The sequence below is a fragment of the Luteitalea pratensis genome, from assembly GCF_001618865.1.
GTDB lineage: Bacteria > Acidobacteriota > Vicinamibacteria > Vicinamibacterales > Vicinamibacteraceae > Luteitalea > Luteitalea pratensis.
In genome coordinates, this window is sequence record NZ_CP015136.1 from 982,923 (window position 1) to 998,866 (window position 15,944).

13 protein-coding genes are annotated in these 15,944 nt (G+C 64.3%); 8 read left to right on the forward strand and 5 right to left on the reverse strand.

Going from position 1 to position 15,944, the window contains the following annotated elements; all coding sequences use genetic code 11:
- Nucleotides 1–979: 979 nt before the first annotated feature.
- The 4 genes from LuPra_RS04250 to LuPra_RS04265 are packed head-to-tail and all read right to left on the reverse strand — an operon-like array spanning nt 980 to nt 9,230.
- Entirely contained in the window at nt 980–4,483 is a 3,504-nt protein-coding gene (locus LuPra_RS04250; RefSeq protein ID WP_110169599.1) for a CHAT domain-containing tetratricopeptide repeat protein, read from the reverse strand.
- Nucleotides 4,480–7,722 carry a TonB-dependent receptor gene (locus LuPra_RS04255; protein ID WP_110169600.1) on the reverse strand — a complete coding sequence of 1,081 codons (3,243 nt, stop codon included), beginning with the start codon at nt 7,720–7,722 and terminating at the stop codon, nt 4,480–4,482. The genes LuPra_RS04250 and LuPra_RS04255 overlap by 4 nt, the downstream gene beginning before the upstream one ends.
- A 35-nt stretch (nt 7,723–7,757) precedes the next feature.
- Nucleotides 7,758–8,582 carry a tetratricopeptide repeat protein gene (locus LuPra_RS04260; protein ID WP_110169601.1) on the reverse strand — a complete coding sequence of 275 codons (825 nt, stop codon included), beginning with the start codon at nt 8,580–8,582 and terminating at the stop codon, nt 7,758–7,760.
- A gap of 51 nt (nt 8,583–8,633) precedes the next feature.
- Nucleotides 8,634–9,230 carry an RNA polymerase sigma factor gene (locus LuPra_RS04265; protein WP_110169602.1) on the reverse strand — a complete coding sequence of 199 codons (597 nt, stop codon included), beginning with the start codon at nt 9,228–9,230 and terminating at the stop codon, nt 8,634–8,636.
- A 33-nt stretch (nt 9,231–9,263) separates the two neighbouring features.
- Here LuPra_RS04265 and LuPra_RS04270 point away from each other — a divergent pair, with 33 nt between their 5' ends.
- The 8 genes from LuPra_RS04270 (at nt 9,264) to LuPra_RS34245 (ending at nt 14,986) form a co-directional block, all read left to right on the forward strand.
- Nucleotides 9,264–10,094 (forward strand): hypothetical protein, encoded by an 831-nt coding sequence (locus LuPra_RS04270; protein ID WP_157898722.1) that lies wholly within the window; start codon nt 9,264–9,266, stop codon nt 10,092–10,094.
- A gap of 18 nt (nt 10,095–10,112) precedes the next feature.
- On the forward strand, nt 10,113–11,171 hold the full coding sequence (locus LuPra_RS04275) for a TolB family protein (protein ID WP_110169604.1): 1,059 nt from the start codon (nt 10,113–10,115) through the stop codon (nt 11,169–11,171).
- A 103-nt stretch (nt 11,172–11,274) separates the two neighbouring features.
- Nucleotides 11,275–12,333 (forward strand): hypothetical protein, encoded by a 1,059-nt coding sequence (locus LuPra_RS04280; RefSeq protein WP_110169605.1) that lies wholly within the window; start codon nt 11,275–11,277, stop codon nt 12,331–12,333.
- 513 nt (nt 12,334–12,846) lie between these two features.
- Nucleotides 12,847–13,431: a hypothetical protein gene (locus LuPra_RS04285; RefSeq protein ID WP_110169606.1), complete on the forward strand. Its 585-nt coding sequence runs from the start codon at nt 12,847–12,849 to the stop codon at nt 13,429–13,431.
- A 40-nt stretch (nt 13,432–13,471) separates the two neighbouring features.
- On the forward strand, nt 13,472–13,816 hold the full coding sequence (locus LuPra_RS04290; protein ID WP_110169607.1) for an amidohydrolase family protein: 345 nt from the start codon (nt 13,472–13,474) through the stop codon (nt 13,814–13,816).
- Between the two features lie 552 nt (nt 13,817–14,368).
- Nucleotides 14,369–14,647, forward strand: coding sequence for a nucleotidyltransferase family protein (locus LuPra_RS04295; protein WP_110169608.1), 279 nt, complete (start codon nt 14,369–14,371; stop codon nt 14,645–14,647).
- Nucleotides 14,648–14,741: 94 nt separating this feature from the next.
- On the forward strand, nt 14,742–14,864 hold the full coding sequence (locus LuPra_RS34240; RefSeq protein ID WP_418001395.1) for a HepT-like ribonuclease domain-containing protein: 123 nt from the start codon (nt 14,742–14,744) through the stop codon (nt 14,862–14,864).
- The gene (locus LuPra_RS34245) at nt 14,861–14,986 is read left to right on the forward strand and encodes a HepT-like ribonuclease domain-containing protein (protein ID WP_418001396.1); all 126 of its coding nucleotides are present in this window, start codon (nt 14,861–14,863) and stop codon (nt 14,984–14,986) included. Before LuPra_RS34240 ends, LuPra_RS34245 begins: the two co-directional genes overlap by 4 nt.
- 345 nt (nt 14,987–15,331) lie before the next feature.
- On the opposite strand, the gene LuPra_RS04305 is transcribed toward LuPra_RS34245, so the two are convergent.
- Complete coding sequence (locus tag LuPra_RS04305; protein WP_110169609.1) at nt 15,332–15,742, reverse strand: VOC family protein; 411 nt, start codon at nt 15,740–15,742, stop codon at nt 15,332–15,334.
- Nucleotides 15,743–15,944 lie beyond the last annotated feature (202 nt).

The following is a 15,944-nucleotide window of genomic DNA, read 5'->3' on the forward strand; positions in this document are numbered from 1 at the left end:
TCGATCGCCAGGCTCACTCCATGGCCGGCGGCGCACTGCCGCTGGCCGCGGAGGCGGCCCGCAAACCGCGGGACGAGCCGAGGGGAGCGACCCCGATGGGAGTTGTCTCCTCCGCGTCAGGCGTAGGCCTCTCGGCAGCAGAGCACTGGCGCGCCGCCATAGTCCAAGGCCGCGGCAAGGTCCAGCAAGTCTCTTGCGTTCATCTGCATATGCAGGATGATCGTCGCAGTACGGAGGGGCCCGCGATGGAAGCCCCTAGGTGCAATCAGGTGCAAGGCGCCGCGGCAGCGATGGCATTCCTGGCAATGCCGGCAACGTGCTTTCTATAAGTTACAGAATCTACAGGAGGTGATCGGGTCCGAATCCCACCCTCTCCGCCAGATTCCTCGCTTTTTTTTCAATAAGTTAAACGGATCAGCTGACGTTCGGGTGCAACGCGTGCGCGTTTCGCCGTGATGTTCGCCTCAGAAAATACGCCGAAACAGGCGTGTTTGGGGCCGACGCATTCCGCGAATGGCCGCGTGGGTGCAATTGGAACCCTTACCGCCTGGCGTATCCGACCTCTAGGTTGGGTGTTACGGCGCTGGAGGGTGGGGAACGATCACGTGGGGAGGCGGCGGGGAGTCGAACGTCAAATTTGTAAGCCGGTGAGCAACAATAAGTTACGAGTTGTTCCTGCTGAGATTCATACCCCCAGATTTACCCCCACACTAAGCGCGATACTTATTCTCCTCGCTCACTTGCCGGTAGTGGCGTGAGGCGCAACGACTTCACATCAATCGCTGGGCACCTTGGCCGGGCTGAGGGGCAGAAGTCGCGCTCCCTATGTCGACTCCTGACTCGGACCGCGGCTGAGTCCGCGCGACCCCTTTAGCAGAACCAAGTCGGGACGCTGGCATGCTCGCGGTAGTCGTCGCACCCGTCCTCGCTGCTGAGAACTCGCGCGCGAGAGTTCGGAATGTCCGCGGCGACGGCCGCGCTACTGCCAGTCGCCGGACCCCACGAACGCGCCCCAATAGAAAGGATGCCCTCCAAGGCCGTGCGCCCGTCGCGCCCGCAGGACGGTCAGGGCCGCACCCCTTACGGCAGCGGAGGTATTCAGCTGCTTCAGCAGCCGGCCCGTGTAGAGCGCGGCCATCCACTGCCGGGTCGCGTAGTCCTCGACCGACCACAGGCTCATGATCACAGTCCGGGCACCGGCCACCTGGAAGGCTCGTCGCAACCCGAAGACACCTTCGCCAACCCTGAGTTCACCCAGGCCGGTATCGCAGCCGGACAAAACGGCCCACTCGACACCATCCAGGTCCAGTGTGGCGACCTCTTCGGCGGTGAGCACGCCGTCCTCCTGGTCGGTTGCCGCGAGGCTCCGACGATTGGCGCCCGCCAAGGCGAGGCCGGATGTGAGGAGCGGATTTTCCCTGACAATCCGGGACGAGGTCACTGAGGCGGACGCCTGCGCCCCGTCCATCACCGATCGGCAGCGTTCGCCGAGGAAGAAGCCGTGCGTTGCCAGGTGCAGTACGCGACGGCCGGCCGCTTGGGTCTTGAAAGCCGACTCGCTCGCTCCAGCCCGCGTGAGCCGGGCGACGGCAGGAAGAGAGGCGTCGGGCGCGACGGCGTGACTCTGGGCCCAGACGGTTGTCACCTCGTCCACCTCCATCAAGGACGCGGGCAGGGAGTCGAATCGCATGGACTCGAAATCAGGGCACGGCGACCGAGGGCCACGATACGAGGCGATGGCTCCGACTGATGAGGGCGTGGACTCGTCGAATGCCGGATCGCCCATCACGAGCAAGCCGCGCCCCCCGACCTTGCGCGAATCCGTCGACACGAGATCCCGCTCCGTGGAGAGGTAGTGGATCACTGGGCCCGATTCGACCAGGTATTTGGACGTGCCGGTCGGCAGGGCGGCGAAGCTCACGAGGTGAAGCGCGCCATCCGGGACGATGAACACGCGCGTGGACGTCGCAAGATGGGGTGTCAGGGGATCCCAGATCTGGCGCCGGAGATCTGCGGCGACCCGGCGATAGGCAGCCTCACTGCGCGCCGCTCCCCTCCCGCCAGCCATGGCCTCTTGGGCGATCTGCTTGCGCCACTGCAAGACGAGTCCATCGATGTGAACAGCCGTGCCGAGCGGAACCACGGCGGGCCGCCGGTCGGCACCGCTGACGACGAAAGCCAGATACGCCGGCTCGGTTTCGCTCGCGGGTGTGCTGCCAGCGCCAGCGGCCGGCGGCGGCGCGTGATACCTGAGGAAACCCACCAGCGCGCTGTCGGATGGCAAGGCCGCCGACACCGCGTCGAGGGAAATACCGGCTCTCGATTGGTCGTCTCGAAACCTGGCGCTGTGCTCCGCGAGCGCACGCTCCGCGCTTTCTTTCGCGGCTGTGGCCTCTTCGAGGAGGCGACGGTATCGCTCTGGAGGGTCATTGCGAACGCCGCGCACTGCGAGCGCGGCGAGGCGCTGCCGCGCCGCCCCCAGGGCAGCCGCACGTTCTACACCGTCCGATGCGTCGCCCACGGTGGCGGAACGATGGCGGGCCCCCACCTCGTCGAGCACGATCCCGCGGGCGCGTATGACGGCGTCCCAGGCGCCTGTCAGCAACGCGCTGCCGCTCGGCTCGGTTGAGGCCAGGTGGAGCATCAGGTCCAGTTCTTCGCCGAACGATGCGGCATACGCCAGCGCCTGGCGTTCAGGGAGCGTGCGAACCGTCAGTCGCAGGTGCTCCCGCGCGATGCTGGCGGCACGAGCCGCGAGGGCAAACGCCTCGACCCTGTCGTCGGCGCGGGCCATGAGTTCTGCCCGACTGCGGAGTGTGAGGACGAGGTCCGGGTGTTCCGGGCCCAGCGCCTCCTGCTGAATCGCCAGCGCCCGGGCCAGCAATGGCGCGGCGTTCTCGTCGCTGCCGGTCCTCGAGTGAAAGCGAGCCAGGTTCACCAGGCCCGTTGCCACCTTCGGGTGTTTCACTCCCAGCGACTGCTCCCAGATGTTCAGCGCCCGCTCGTAGTGCCGCCTCGCCAGGTCGTTGTCCCCGCTGCGCGACAGCACGTCGGCGAGGTTCGCGGCGGCGGCTCCCACCTCTGGATGATTGGGGCCGAGGAACCTCTCCTGGGCCGCAAGGGCTCGCTCGAACAAGGGCCGCGCTCGTCGGTGGTCCTCCGGGCTCGTAAGCACCGCTGCCAGATTGCGGAGACTTGCTGCCGTGCCCGGATCAGCGAGACCGCTGCTTCTCGCGCGCGAGGCAAGCGCTCTCTGAAAGAGGTCGATGTCATCCGAATCGTAGCCGGACACGGGAAACAGGTCGGGTATGAACCAACTGGCGCGAGCCCGGTCCGGATCCGAGGGCTGCAGCGCCTCCTCGTTGATCCGGGTGGCACGCTCGAACAATGCCATTCCCTCGGCATAGCGGCCCAGTCCTGCGACGATCGTCGCCAGGGTGTGCAGACTCATCGCCACTTCGGGGTGTTTCGGCCCGAGCGCCAGCTCCGCAATCGCCAGCGCTCGCCGCGCCGCGCGCTCTGCCGCCGCGTAGTCGCCGAGATCGCGGAGATCCGTGGCCAGATGCTCCAACGGTGTCGTGAGGCGCATATCAGTGGCGCCGTACGCCTGGTCGCTCAACTCCACCAGCCGTTCATTCAATCGTGCAGACCCCTCGAAATCACCTCCCAGATCACTCAGCACGACTGCCACACCGGTCAGAACATGGAGGGTCAGGATGTTGGGCGGGCCGGCGAACCTTGCGGCCAGTACGCCGGCACGCTCGAATCGCTGTCGCGCGGCAGCATAGTCGCCAGTCCGTTGATAGAAAATCCCGAGATTGACGAGCGTCCGGACCGTCTCCGGATTGCCCTCGCCGAGCGTCGCCTCGCGGATTCGCTGCGACCGCTCGAGCAGAAGCTTGGCGGCGTCGTCGTCCCGGACTGCTATCAACAGGCCGCCTAGGGCCTGAAGTCCCGCAGCAACGGAGAGGTGATTCGGACCGAATGCCGACTCTCGAATCGCGATCGCCCGCTCGATCAAGGGTCGTGCGGGACCTATGTCGCCAACCAGAGCCCGCTCAACGCCGAGGTTGATCAGGCTGGTCGCCACCTCGGGGTGCAGAGGACCGAGCGCTCTCTCCCTGATCGCGAGGGCCCGTTCGGCCATCGCGATCTTCTCCTCTGCCGGCACCCTGGGCGACCGGCGCACCGCTCGGCCGAGCAGATCGAGGACCTGGGCCACTTCCAGGGCGTCGCGCCCCCTGGTGCTCTCCACTCTGGGCAACAGCACCCGTGCGACGTTCTCGGCCTCGATTCCCCTTCCCCGCTCGAGGAGCTTCGTGATCATCTCCAAGGCGTCGGCCAGGCCGGGCATCTGCGTGCTTGTCTGACCCGACGATGATTGCGCCTTGACGTCCGGCGGCGAGAGACCAACAACCGCGGAGAGGGACAGAAACAGGCTCGTCAAGATGCCGACCACCGTGCTGCGCAGTTGTGGGGTCACCAATACAACCTGACGCCGACTTGAATCTCACGCGCCGGCCGCGCGCTCACGACCTGGCCGAATCTGGATCCCGGCCGGGCGCATGTGGTCGTGCCTCCACAGCTCGACGCGACATCGAGAAACTGCGTCTGGTTGAACGCGTTGATCAGGTCGGTTCGAAGCTGCAAACGTGTCGTGCCGCCCAGACTCACGCTCTTCGACACGGCGAAGTCCCACTGATGGCGGCCGGGCAGACGGAACGGCGCGATAGGGGCGTCGCCATACTCGCCGCCGGGCGATGGCACGAACGCCGACGGGTCGAACCAGAGCAGGCCGTTCTGCTCGCCAGCCGCCGGATCGCCCACCTGATTGGGCCGCAGCGCGCCTGGAAAGCACGACCCGTTGTAGTTGCAGTTGGCGATCTGAAGTCGAGCAGCGGGGCCTGATTCGATCCGGGTAATCCCCGCGATCTGCCACCCTCCGAACAGGTGCGTCCTCCAGCCCCCTGAATCGCCGCGCCCGAATGGGAGTTCGTAGACGTAAGACGCGGTGAAGATGTGCGTGCGGTCCGTACGCGCCGCGCCAAACTCGCTGGTCCTGTCGAGCGGGTTCTGGGGATCGTCCATTTCCGAGTTGTCGTAGGTGGCGTCGGCTGCACTCCGACTGAGGGTGTAGCTCACCAGTGCCGAACCGGCGCGACCGGCCTCATGACGAAAGCTCGTCGCGAGCGCGTGATACCGGCTCATAGCGGTCGTTTCGCGCATGACGATCGCGTGGTAGCCCTGAAAGGGCCGCACCAAGTGCGCTTGCCCGTCCCGTGCCAGAACGTCGTCCGGCTGGGGTTGGTTGATGTCCACAGACCTCAGCAGATGATCGCCGCGAGAGCCGAGGTAGCCGACATCGATCATCCCGCGGGAGTAGAGCCGTCGCTGCATCCCGACGTTCCATTGTTGCCATCGAGGCGCCACGAACCGGTCGGTGGTGGACAGGGCCACGGGAGTCAACACCGCAAACGGAGTGATCACCATGCCGGCGGCAGGATCTGACAGCGGCGGATTGCCGACGACGAGGTCGGTGCGAAATGGGTCGTAAAAGGACTCCTGCACGTTCTGGGCGACCATGCCCGCCTGCGTGTGATCGAAGTACATCCCGTACCCGGCGCGGACAATCAGACGCCCGGCGCCGCGCGGATCCCATGCCGCCCCGATGCGTGGCTGCAAGTTGTTCGTGTCCGCGGCATAGAGGGCACGCCCATGCGGTGAGTCCTTGCCGGCGATGCGAATGCCGTTGAAGAGGTTGCCCGTCCCGGATAGCACGAAGAAACCATCCGGGTCGGCAAACGTGGGCGCCTGAGTGGGGTCGTATGCGTCCGGCGAAAAGGCAAAGAGCTTGTCGTCGGCATCGGTCAGGGGCGGGTAGAACGCGTAGCGGAGTCCCAGATCGAGCGTGACGTTGCGAAGGATTCGCCACGTATCCTGGGCAAAGAGCTCGTACCGGCCAGAGCGGAACCTGTTGACGACGTCGATGTCTGTTTCGGCATAGGTGCAGGATTCTCCGCATGTACCGGCCGCGTTGCCCTGAAGAAAGTTCTGAAATGCGGTCGAGCCGTCGCTCCCCTGAAAGTTGAAGGACCCTTGTGTCCTATCTGCAAAGAGATTCGAGTTCACGTGCTCGAACGCCGCGAGTCCACCAGCCTTCAGCACGTGCGTACCGCGCTCGAGCGTGAGAGCGGAACTGAAGGTGTGATTGAGATATTCGCGCGGAAACGGCTGCAGCCCGTCGAGCGGGGTTAGACCACCCACAAAGACGGATGGAATGAGGCCTGCCACGTTTTCGGGAAAGATCTCTGGAATCAGCACGCCGGCCTCATCTCGCGTGAGCATACGGTCGTCGCGGCCTTGCCGATGCACCGACAGCTGGTAGGACAACTCGTGCAACAGTCGCCCGCCCGCTCTGCGCGTCTCTACCACTGCGAGCTGGCCGAGTGAGGAGCGATGTCCCGGCGATAGATCCGGCACCACAAGATACTCGCCGTACGAGTCCACCTGGTCACGCAGATAGCGGCCGGTCAACGACCACGTCGCCGTCATGTTGTAGTCGGCGCGCACGAACTCCTGCCGGGTGAGGAGCTGATTCGTGATCGTCGTCCGATACTGATTCGTGCCGGGGACATTCGGCGCAGGCCAGAGCGCCAGAAGCCTCACCGCATTGGCGTCCCGCAACTCGGGCGCCACGTAGTTGACGCTGCTCGGATCGGTGAGCCACGTTGGGTCGGGAACCGGAAAAGGCCCACTGGATTCTTTGTCCCGATGGCTCCGCCGCCACTCCTCCGAGAAGAAGAAGAACAGCTTCTTGCGATCCGGGAGTACCGGACCCCCAATCGTGTACCCGAAGTTGTTGTAGCGGAGTCGCGGCGGGGAACTGTTGATCTGTTCTTGCGGACTCATGTTGCGGAAGAACGAATTGGCGTTCAGCGCGTCGTTGCGCAGGAACTCGTACGCACTGCCGGAGAACCGGTTGCTGCCGGACTTGGTCACCGCATTGACCACGCCGCCACCATTGCGTGCCCATTCAGCCCCGTAGCTGCTGGTGATGACGTTCACCTCCTGGATCGCTTCGAGTGAGGGCGTTGTCACCAGGGTGTAATTGTTCCACCCGTTGACGTTCGAGGCGCCATCGAGCAGCCAGTTGACGGCGCTGCGGCGAGCCCCGTTGATCGAGATGTCCAGGTTCCCCTGGTCGCAGAAGCAGGCGTCCTCCCGGAGGTCGCTCGAGACGCCCGGCACGAGCGTGACGAGCTGGACGAGCGTGCGGGTCAGCAGCGGCAACTCCTGGATGGCGGCCAGAGGGACCAGATGTCGGACCGTGGCGGTCGGTTGCACGAGGCGCTCCGCGGTCACCGTCAGAGCGTCCACCGCGCCGACGACCAGCTTGCCATTCACCTGCAGGCGATCGTTGACGTGGAGGGAGATCCCGCGTGCCGTGAACGGTTGAAAGTTCGGCAGCAGAAAGCTGATCTCGTAGTTGCCGACCGGAACGCTGGCGCTGTACTGGCCAACGTGGTTGGTGGCGACTTCGCGGATGCGGCCGGTGTCGACACTCGTGATGACGACCTTGACCTGAGGTAGCACCGCTCCGGTCTGGTCCACGAGCTCACCCAGGATCGTGCCGCTCGTCTCCTGCGCGGATGTCGGCACGGACAACGGCACCAGCAGCAGCGCACAAACGATCGCGAATCGAGCAACCAGGGGAAACGTCATGCACTCTCCTCCGTGCGGCCTGCGCCTGAACGATGTCACCGCTCGTCGAGCCGCTTGATGGCAGCGAGCAGTGTTCGGGCCTCACTCGTCCCTGTCCCCTGAAGCTGGATCAGCGTGCGCAACTCCGCTTCGGCGGCAGCAGGACGTTTCTGCCGCAGCAGCGCCTTGGCGAGGTACCAGTGCGCTTCTTCCAGGTAGGGGGAATCGCCGAGCGCTGTCGTGGCACGCAGCTCGGCGATCGCAGCGATGTCCTGGCCAGCCATGAGATGAGCGATGCCCAGAAAGAACCGGATGTGGGTCGCGTCGGGCGCCAGCGCCGCAGCGCCACGAAGCTCGGCGACGGCCGCGGGGTAGTCAGCCTGTTGGTACCGTGCCATCCCGGCCTGGAAGCGCGACGTCGCTTCGTCTGGCGCGCCGCGCAGCGTCAATGGCTGGTACGGCGGTGCTTCGACAAGGGCGAGCTGCTCCAGCGAAGGTCCGGCCGTCAGCGGCGGTGGCGGTGTCGGGGACTGTGACGCCTCTGGTCGTTCTGCTTGCGACGCCGGCCGCGTCTCGGCCGTGCCTGATAAGCCCGGAGGTGTCGGTGATCGCATCCACACCGCCGATCCGACCATCAGGACGATTGTGGCGGCCAGTCCGGCGAAGGAGAGCCATCGGAGCGATGACGATGCCTTCGCAAGGGCAGGGTCAGCATCCACTCGAGGCAACTCCCGCTGGATCGTTTGCAGCATCTGCAAATCTTTCAAGCAGCGCTCACACTCGAAGAAGTGTTGCTCGAACGAGTCACGGTCCTCGTCGCTCAACCGGCCCAGGAGGTAGCCCTCGAGGAGTTCCTCGCGTGCCACCCTCTCGCAGTTCATCGTCGGCCTCGCCGGATCATGTGGGCCTCGCAGGAACTAGTGGTCGGAGATTCAGGTTCGTGACAGGTTCTTGACACGTTCTGTCGTTCTCTTCAGCGCGCGCGATTTCCGCGTGCGCACGACTTCGGGCGTAAGGCCGAGCCGCCGGGCGATCTCGCCAGGCTTCAGCCCCTCCACGAGGGTCAGCAGCAGGATGGTCCGGTCGGTCAGGTCGAGGGCGCGGAGCGCGCGTCGCACCAGCCCCAGGCGCTCCTCGGCGTCCGCGGTGTCGGGTTGCAGCGCCAGAGGGAGCGCGGCATCGAGAGGGTCTTCCTTGAGTCGGGTCCGGGTGCGCAGATAGTTGTTGATCAGGTTGCGTGCGATGCCATACACGAACGCCGCCAGGCGTTCGGACTCGTGCAGTTGGCCGGCCCGAACCGCACGAAAAACGGCCAGCATCACATCTTGCGCCACGTCTCGTGCCGCCTCGCGATCGCGCGTGCGAGCGAGCGCCATGAACATCACCCTGTCGGCAAAGAGGCGCACGAGCTCCTGCTCTGCGGCCGGTACGTGGCTGCGGATTCCCTCAGCCAGACTGCTCTGCTGCTGAGGCGTGAGTAGCGCGATCGGGGCGCCAGCCGCTGTTCCGCCGAAGTCGAACATTGGCATGCGATTGCCAGGGGCTTTGCTGGGTGGCGCTCATTGTATGCCCTGCCAACCGAACGCGTGCTGTCGGGATGGAGGGCTGAAAAGGCGCGGCGCGCCGACACGATCGGCGTTGGCCGACCACTTATATGGCGCATCGCAGCACGTCGCGCCCGCAGCCCCTTGGCCAGTGACTTCGAAACAGTCGCCAGCCATTGTCGCGACGACGCGGCCCGGGGCATCGTGCCGACACCGAAACTGACGAGACAGGTGCAGGAGGATCGAATGAACAAGCGATTGCTAGGGGTAACGCTCACCTTGTGGGTCGTTGCTCTCACCGGACCGATGGAGTCGTCCCAGATTCAGGACCTGACGGACAAGGTTGCCGTCCAGGACGCGGTGGTCGACTTCGGCGCCCCTCACCCGCAGCCTGCGAGCCCGGGGCACCACATCCTCTCTCCAGAAGAAGTCACCATCGTCAAAGGCGGAACGGTCACGTTTGTCATGAACGGCACCGGGCACGGCCTCGCGATTCATCCCGTCAGCAAGAACACCACCCGCCAACACATCGCGGAGGACCTCTGCCAGGGCGGCCCAGCTCTGTGCAACACGACGGCGCAAACCGCGCGACGGCAGTACCTGATCACCGATGGTGAGGGCAGCCTGATCATCGATACGGGGGTATTCCCCGCGCAGCCGGTCGTCGATCACACTCCCGGACAACTCATCTCGGCGGGTGCAGGCGTGTTGCTCACCGGCTCGACGCCGACGACGGCCGGTACACAGGTGAGGCATCGATTTGCTGAGGACGGGCGCTACCTGGTCATCTGCATCAATCGCGTCCACTCGATCAACGACTGGATGTTCGGCTTCGTCAACGTCGTCTAGCGGCCTGCAGGAGTACCGATGAAAACCTTAAAGAACAGACACACCCGAGTGTTGCTGTCAACGGTGGTCCTGCTGACCGTTGGGTGGCTTGCCGTCCCGCACGCGGGCCAGGAAGACGCCAACGACGGCTTCATCCTGCTTACCACCGACCGCGACAATCCAAGCAACGATGGGATTTGCAACCCTCCACAATGCGAAGACATCTACGTGATGGCGCCCGACGGCAGCAACCCGACCCGCCTCACGCATGGTGGCGCCCCGATCGGTTCCGCGGGGTACAACAGTGGCGGGGCCGACTGGTCCCACAGCAAGAAGCTGATCGCGTTCCAGAGCAATCGGGTCGGTGGTATTCCGCAGATCTTCACGATGAACCTGGACGGCACCGAACAACAGCTCATGGTGAGCGTTCCCGGCGGCGCCGCCTTCCCTAGCTTCTCGCAAACCGGCAACGAGCTCTGCTTCCACAGCCAGGCGAGCCCGCGGGACATCTACGTTGTGAACGTCCATGGCACCGGTCTGACCAACCTCACTGAGTCCTACCGAAAGCCCGGGCCGCTCGGAGAACCGCCCCCGTTGACCGGCGACAGCACCCGCTGCGACTGGTCACCAAAGGGGAATGCGATCGCATTCATGAATGGTGCTATTGGCAACCAGGAGATCTTCGCGATCGACGCGGATGGAACCGGCCTCCGCAGATTGACGACCGCCAGCGGCAGCGACGCCAACCCGGCATTCTCGCCCAAGGGTGACCTGATCGCGTTCGAGAGCAATCGCGATGGCACGCCGGAGATCTACGTGATGAAGGCGGATGGCTCCGACGTCCCGGAGCGGCTGACGAACTTCACCGCGGAACCGACGCCGAACAACGTCAACGTCACGAAGCCGACATGGTCACCTACCGGGGACCTCCTCGCGTTCCATCGCCGTGTCGGCGCACAGGGTGCGCGCGGTCACCTGCAGGTCTACACAATGAACGCTGACGGCACCAACGTAACGCAGATCACGTTCACACCCTCGCCCGGCTTCAGCGGCTTCCCGAGCTGGGGCAAGTGGTCGGCGGACGGCGTCCCGCGGTAGCTCGCACCCGAACGTTCCTGGAGGAGTCACGAAGAAACCGGGTCTCATCTGCTCGCCACGGGCGAGCTCCCAGAACGTTGTCGCCTGACACAGGAGAACACACATGACTCGTCCTCTTCTCTCGGCCGCAGCGTTGGCGATGGCGCTGCTGCTGTCGTATCACTCCATGAGCGCTGCGAAGCCTGGCAGCAATGTCGTGGATCTCGGGACACTCGGCGGTGGCATCAGCGACGCCTTCGGCATCAACAACGATCCCGACTCCATTCAGGTGGTCGGTTATAGCAGGCGCGCGGACGATTTCGTCCACGCGTTCTTCTGGAAATCGCCTGGTCCGATGGTCGATCTCGGCACCCTTGGCGGCGGCGACAGCCACGCGTGGGATATCAACGAGCACGGCCAGATAGCGGGTACCAGCGACGACGCATCCAGGCAACGGTGGGCCGTAGTATGGAGCTTCTCTGGCAGTACATGGACCGTCGAGAACCTCGGCACCGCGACTGGCGCGTGCTGCGCCGCTGCGCGGGGTATCAACAACGGAATCGGCGGTGATGCCGCTGCTGTTGTCGTCGTCGGGGTTAGCACTGTGAGCTCCGGCGAAAGCCACGCCGCGGCGTGGACGAGGTCGGGAAGCGGATGGGCTGTGCAGAGTCTCGGGAAGCTCCCGGGGGACTTGTTCAGCGACGCACATGACGTCAACGACGGCGGATTGATCGTCGGAGTGAGTGTCCGCGCTGGCGGCGCCAGCGGGTTCCTGTGGACCCTCGAAGCCGGAATGTCACGGTTACCGAGTCTCGGCGGTGAGACGACCTACGCCCTTGCGGTCAACAACAGCGGCGACGTGGCAGGACTGAGCACCGATTCAACTGGCACTCGTCACGCGGTCCGCTGGCGCTCGAGCGCCGGGTGGGCGGTCGAAGATCTCGGGACACTCGGCGGATGCTGCAGCGAAGCCTACGGCATCAATACATCTGGCGATGTGGTTGGCGTCAGCAATCTCGGCAAGCGTTCCGGTACGCAACAAGGATTCCTGGCGCGGCCGGATGCGCTGATGACGGGTCTCGCCGCGCAACGTCAAAGCGGGGCGCGCGACCTGAACGATTTCGGCGTGGTGGTGGGTCACGGCGGCAGTCAGGGGCATGCGGTCCTCTGGAGAGTGCCCTGAGCCGAACCCTTGCGCACCTGCCCGAACCGAAGAACATATCGCCGCAAGCGGTTTCGGCGCAGCGCGTGAGCGGCCCGAGCTCAGAACACGCGGCCTGAGATCACCGACTGGTACAGCGGACGCTGCGCCGCGGCACGCTGAACGAAGTCGAACTAGAGGTTGACCATGAAGACGATGTTCGCCGCGCTGCTCGGACTTGCGCCCTCCAACTGGTCAATAGGGAAATCTTCGTGATCAACGCCGATGGCTCCGGTACGGCGTCTCTGATCACCGATACGAACGGCACGAGTGTCGAAGGTATGCCGAAGTGGGGCTGGTAGCCAGCAACATGCGGGCGCCAGGCCAGAACACATATGACTCGTCCACGCGCCTCGGCGATCACCCGCGTCCATTCGATCACTGACTGGATGTTCGGCGACGTGAACGTGGCATAGACGTCACGATGCGTATCGCGATCACGAGACCGCGGGCGCCAACGGCAACTTGTCAAATTCATCACAAGGAGATCACGCCATGTCTGCCTTCGTCATCACCTCGAGGTTCGCCCTTGCCGTTGTTGCTGCGACAGCGGTCTCGGGCTGCTCCGGCGAGTCGCCAGTCGCGCCGACGTCCCACGTCGTTGGGGCGGCGGTGGAGCAGAGCGCGAGGCCCGGTCAGGGTGTCCCTGGTACGTATGAGCTCACGTTCACCACCTACCGCATCAACGCCTTGACCGAGGTGTCGAGTCTAGTTGTGAGCAGCGAGGAACTGACCCTCAAGGCGTACGTCACGGACAGCGCCGGCCAGCCCGCGACCGCGGGCAACGTGACCTTCGAGTACTGCTCATACAAGAAGGGGCCCGCCAACGACATCAGCCGACCGGACGAAGCACCGCTCGAAGCCTGCGCGGAAGGCACCGGAAGTTGGGCGCGGCTGGCCTCGGTGTCAGTGACCGAGCAGCGCTGTCCGCGTCTTGGCATCGGCTACGCCTGCTACAACTTCGGCATCGTACAGATCCCCAGAGAGGTCGGCTTCCGCATGCGCTACGACCCGAAAAACAGCGGGATCGCGAGCGGTGGAACTTTGCCGAAGAACTTCCTCTGGGTTGCGGGCTCCTGAGCTGTCGCGCGATCAGGAGCGCAATGACCTGGAGACTCCCATGAAGATGAAGCAGAGGCGTGCGGCGTTCTCTTTCGCAGCGGTCCTGGCGGTGATGGCGACGACTGGCGAGCAACCGGTCGTCGTCGCATCATCGTCGGGCGCGATCCTCTTGGAAGGAACCGTCGTCACGATGAATGCGGCACGCGAGGTCATTCCTAGCGGCCGCGTGCTGGTGCGCGATGGCCGCATCGTCGCGGTATGGCGAGGATCAGCGCCGCCACAGGGGGTCGATGTGACCGACGCCGAACGCGCGCCGCCTGGCCAGCACGCGTACATCTATCCCGGGTTGATCAATCTGCACGACCATCCGTTCTATGGAGTTCTGCCGCCGGGCAATAAGTAGCGGCGCTAAGAGCGTTTAGAGGCGCTTGAGGTCCTCCCAAGTGGACGCGAAAGAACGTGAGATTTTGTAATAACGCTAATTCAGTCACACGGAACCCAGCGCGAAGACACTAGCCCAGCTCTCTAACATGCGTCAATTGCGTTGTGCGTGATGGAGCGCTGATTGGAACGGGCATGCGGCAAAGTTCGCCACCTTGCGTTCAATGGCGGCGATTCGCTCTATGTGCTGAAGCTCGCCGACTGGTTGATAGCGATGTGCGTGTTCGATGCGTCGGGATCGTGGGTTCTAAACCCTTGAGCCGCGTGGGCTCGTCGGGAACGAACCCCACCCTCTGGTCCAAATGATCTCCTTTAGAATCAACAATTTAGCGATTGGACGCCTCGCTCGGGTGCAACGCCGCCGATTTTCGCTGTGATGTTCGCCTCGAGTATCCTCACCAAACAGGCGCGGTTTAGCCCACAACGGCTTTCGACATGGCACGTGGGTGCTTGACTCCACCCGTGGCGCACCTCGAAGATTCCTGCGGCGCTACAATGCCTCCAAGCGCCAGCCATGACGATTGATCGGAACCGCGAAGAAATCCTCCGCATCGCCGCACTGCACGGCGCGCGGAACGTGCGCGTGTTCGGTTCGGTTGCACGCGGCGATGACCGGGCCGACAGCGACGTCGATCTATTGGTCGATATGGAAGACAACCGATCGCTCCTCGATCTCGTCGGGCTCGAGCAGGACCTCGAAGATCTCCTCAGGCGCGACGTGGACGTCCTGACCGATGCCAGCATCCATCCAGACCTTCGCCTGCGGATCTCTGCTGAAGCCCGAGCTCTGTGAAGGACGAACGCATCTACCTGGGGCACATCCGGGCGCCATCAGCGACATCAGAGCCTACGCATCGGTTGGCGAAGAAGTCTTCCTCGCAGACCGCATGCGACAGGACGCCATCATCCGGAAACTCGAAATCATCGGTGAGGCGGTCAAGCAACTCTCCGAGGCAACCAGAGCGCAGCGGCCCGAAATCCCCTGGAAGCGGATCGCGTGCGCGGCATGAGGGATCGGCTGAGCCACGCCTACTTCGGCGTCGACCTCGGCCTCGTGTGGCGCGTCGTAGAACGTGACGTTCAGCCGCTTGAGACCGCAGTAGCGGTCCTTCTAAAGACGCCTGGCGTTTGACGATGCACAGTAGACGTCCGCCGCTTTCTGATCGGTCGCGAGGGTCGGCGTCCTCTCGGCCCATCTCAATGCGGGCGGCCGTCGCCAAAGCACACACGCGCGGCCGATGTTCGCCGCTGCAGCGTTGATCGGGACCGAAGGAACCACCCACAAGGGCGACAGGTCGCTCTCCGGATCGACTGGTCGAGGGGCGCTCCTGAAGTCCGGGAACGGGCGGTTGTCGGACCACGGGATGGGTCCGTGATCCATACCGGTGATCTGTCGCATTGGCACTGTCCGTTGCCAATAACCAACTCCAGGCGTCTCGTGAAGCCGACCGCGACGGCGCGATGGGTGCTGCAGGTGTTATCCCACGAGTGGTGTGGACACCCCGAGCTTGAACCCGTCCAGATCGTTGAACTGGAACATGCGCGCGCCCCACGGCCGGTCCGCCGGCTCACTCAGCAGCGTTCCACCAGTGGCCTTGATCCGCGCAGCAGCCGCGTCCACATCGGCAGCGCCCGCCACGTTGATCTGCAGGTAGAAACCCTGTCCCTTGATCCGGTCCCAACCGAGCTTGCCATCGTCCTGGTTGAGGACAATGTGGCAATCACCCGCGGCGACCACCGCCGCAACGACCTTCCCTTCGTTCTCGAACGTCTGAGCCACCGCAAACCCGATGGCATCGCGGTAGAAGCGAATAGACGCCTCTAGGTCCTTGCACGTGATCGAGCAGCCCAGATTAGTCGCGTTGATTGCGGCCGCGGTATCGGTCATTGACTGATCCCTCCGTTGGTCGTGATGAAGGTCGAGGATGGTGCGTTCAACCGAGGAAGGGCGAGTGTACGGTGAGACTCGGACGGGCGCAATCCAGGGGTTGGGGCCGAGGTCGCCGGTTCGGCACGCCGCCGCAACGGACCGCTCGCCGCGGTGGCCAATGGCCGGCTTGGTGGTCGGCCTCGCGCCAGCGCTTCCGCAC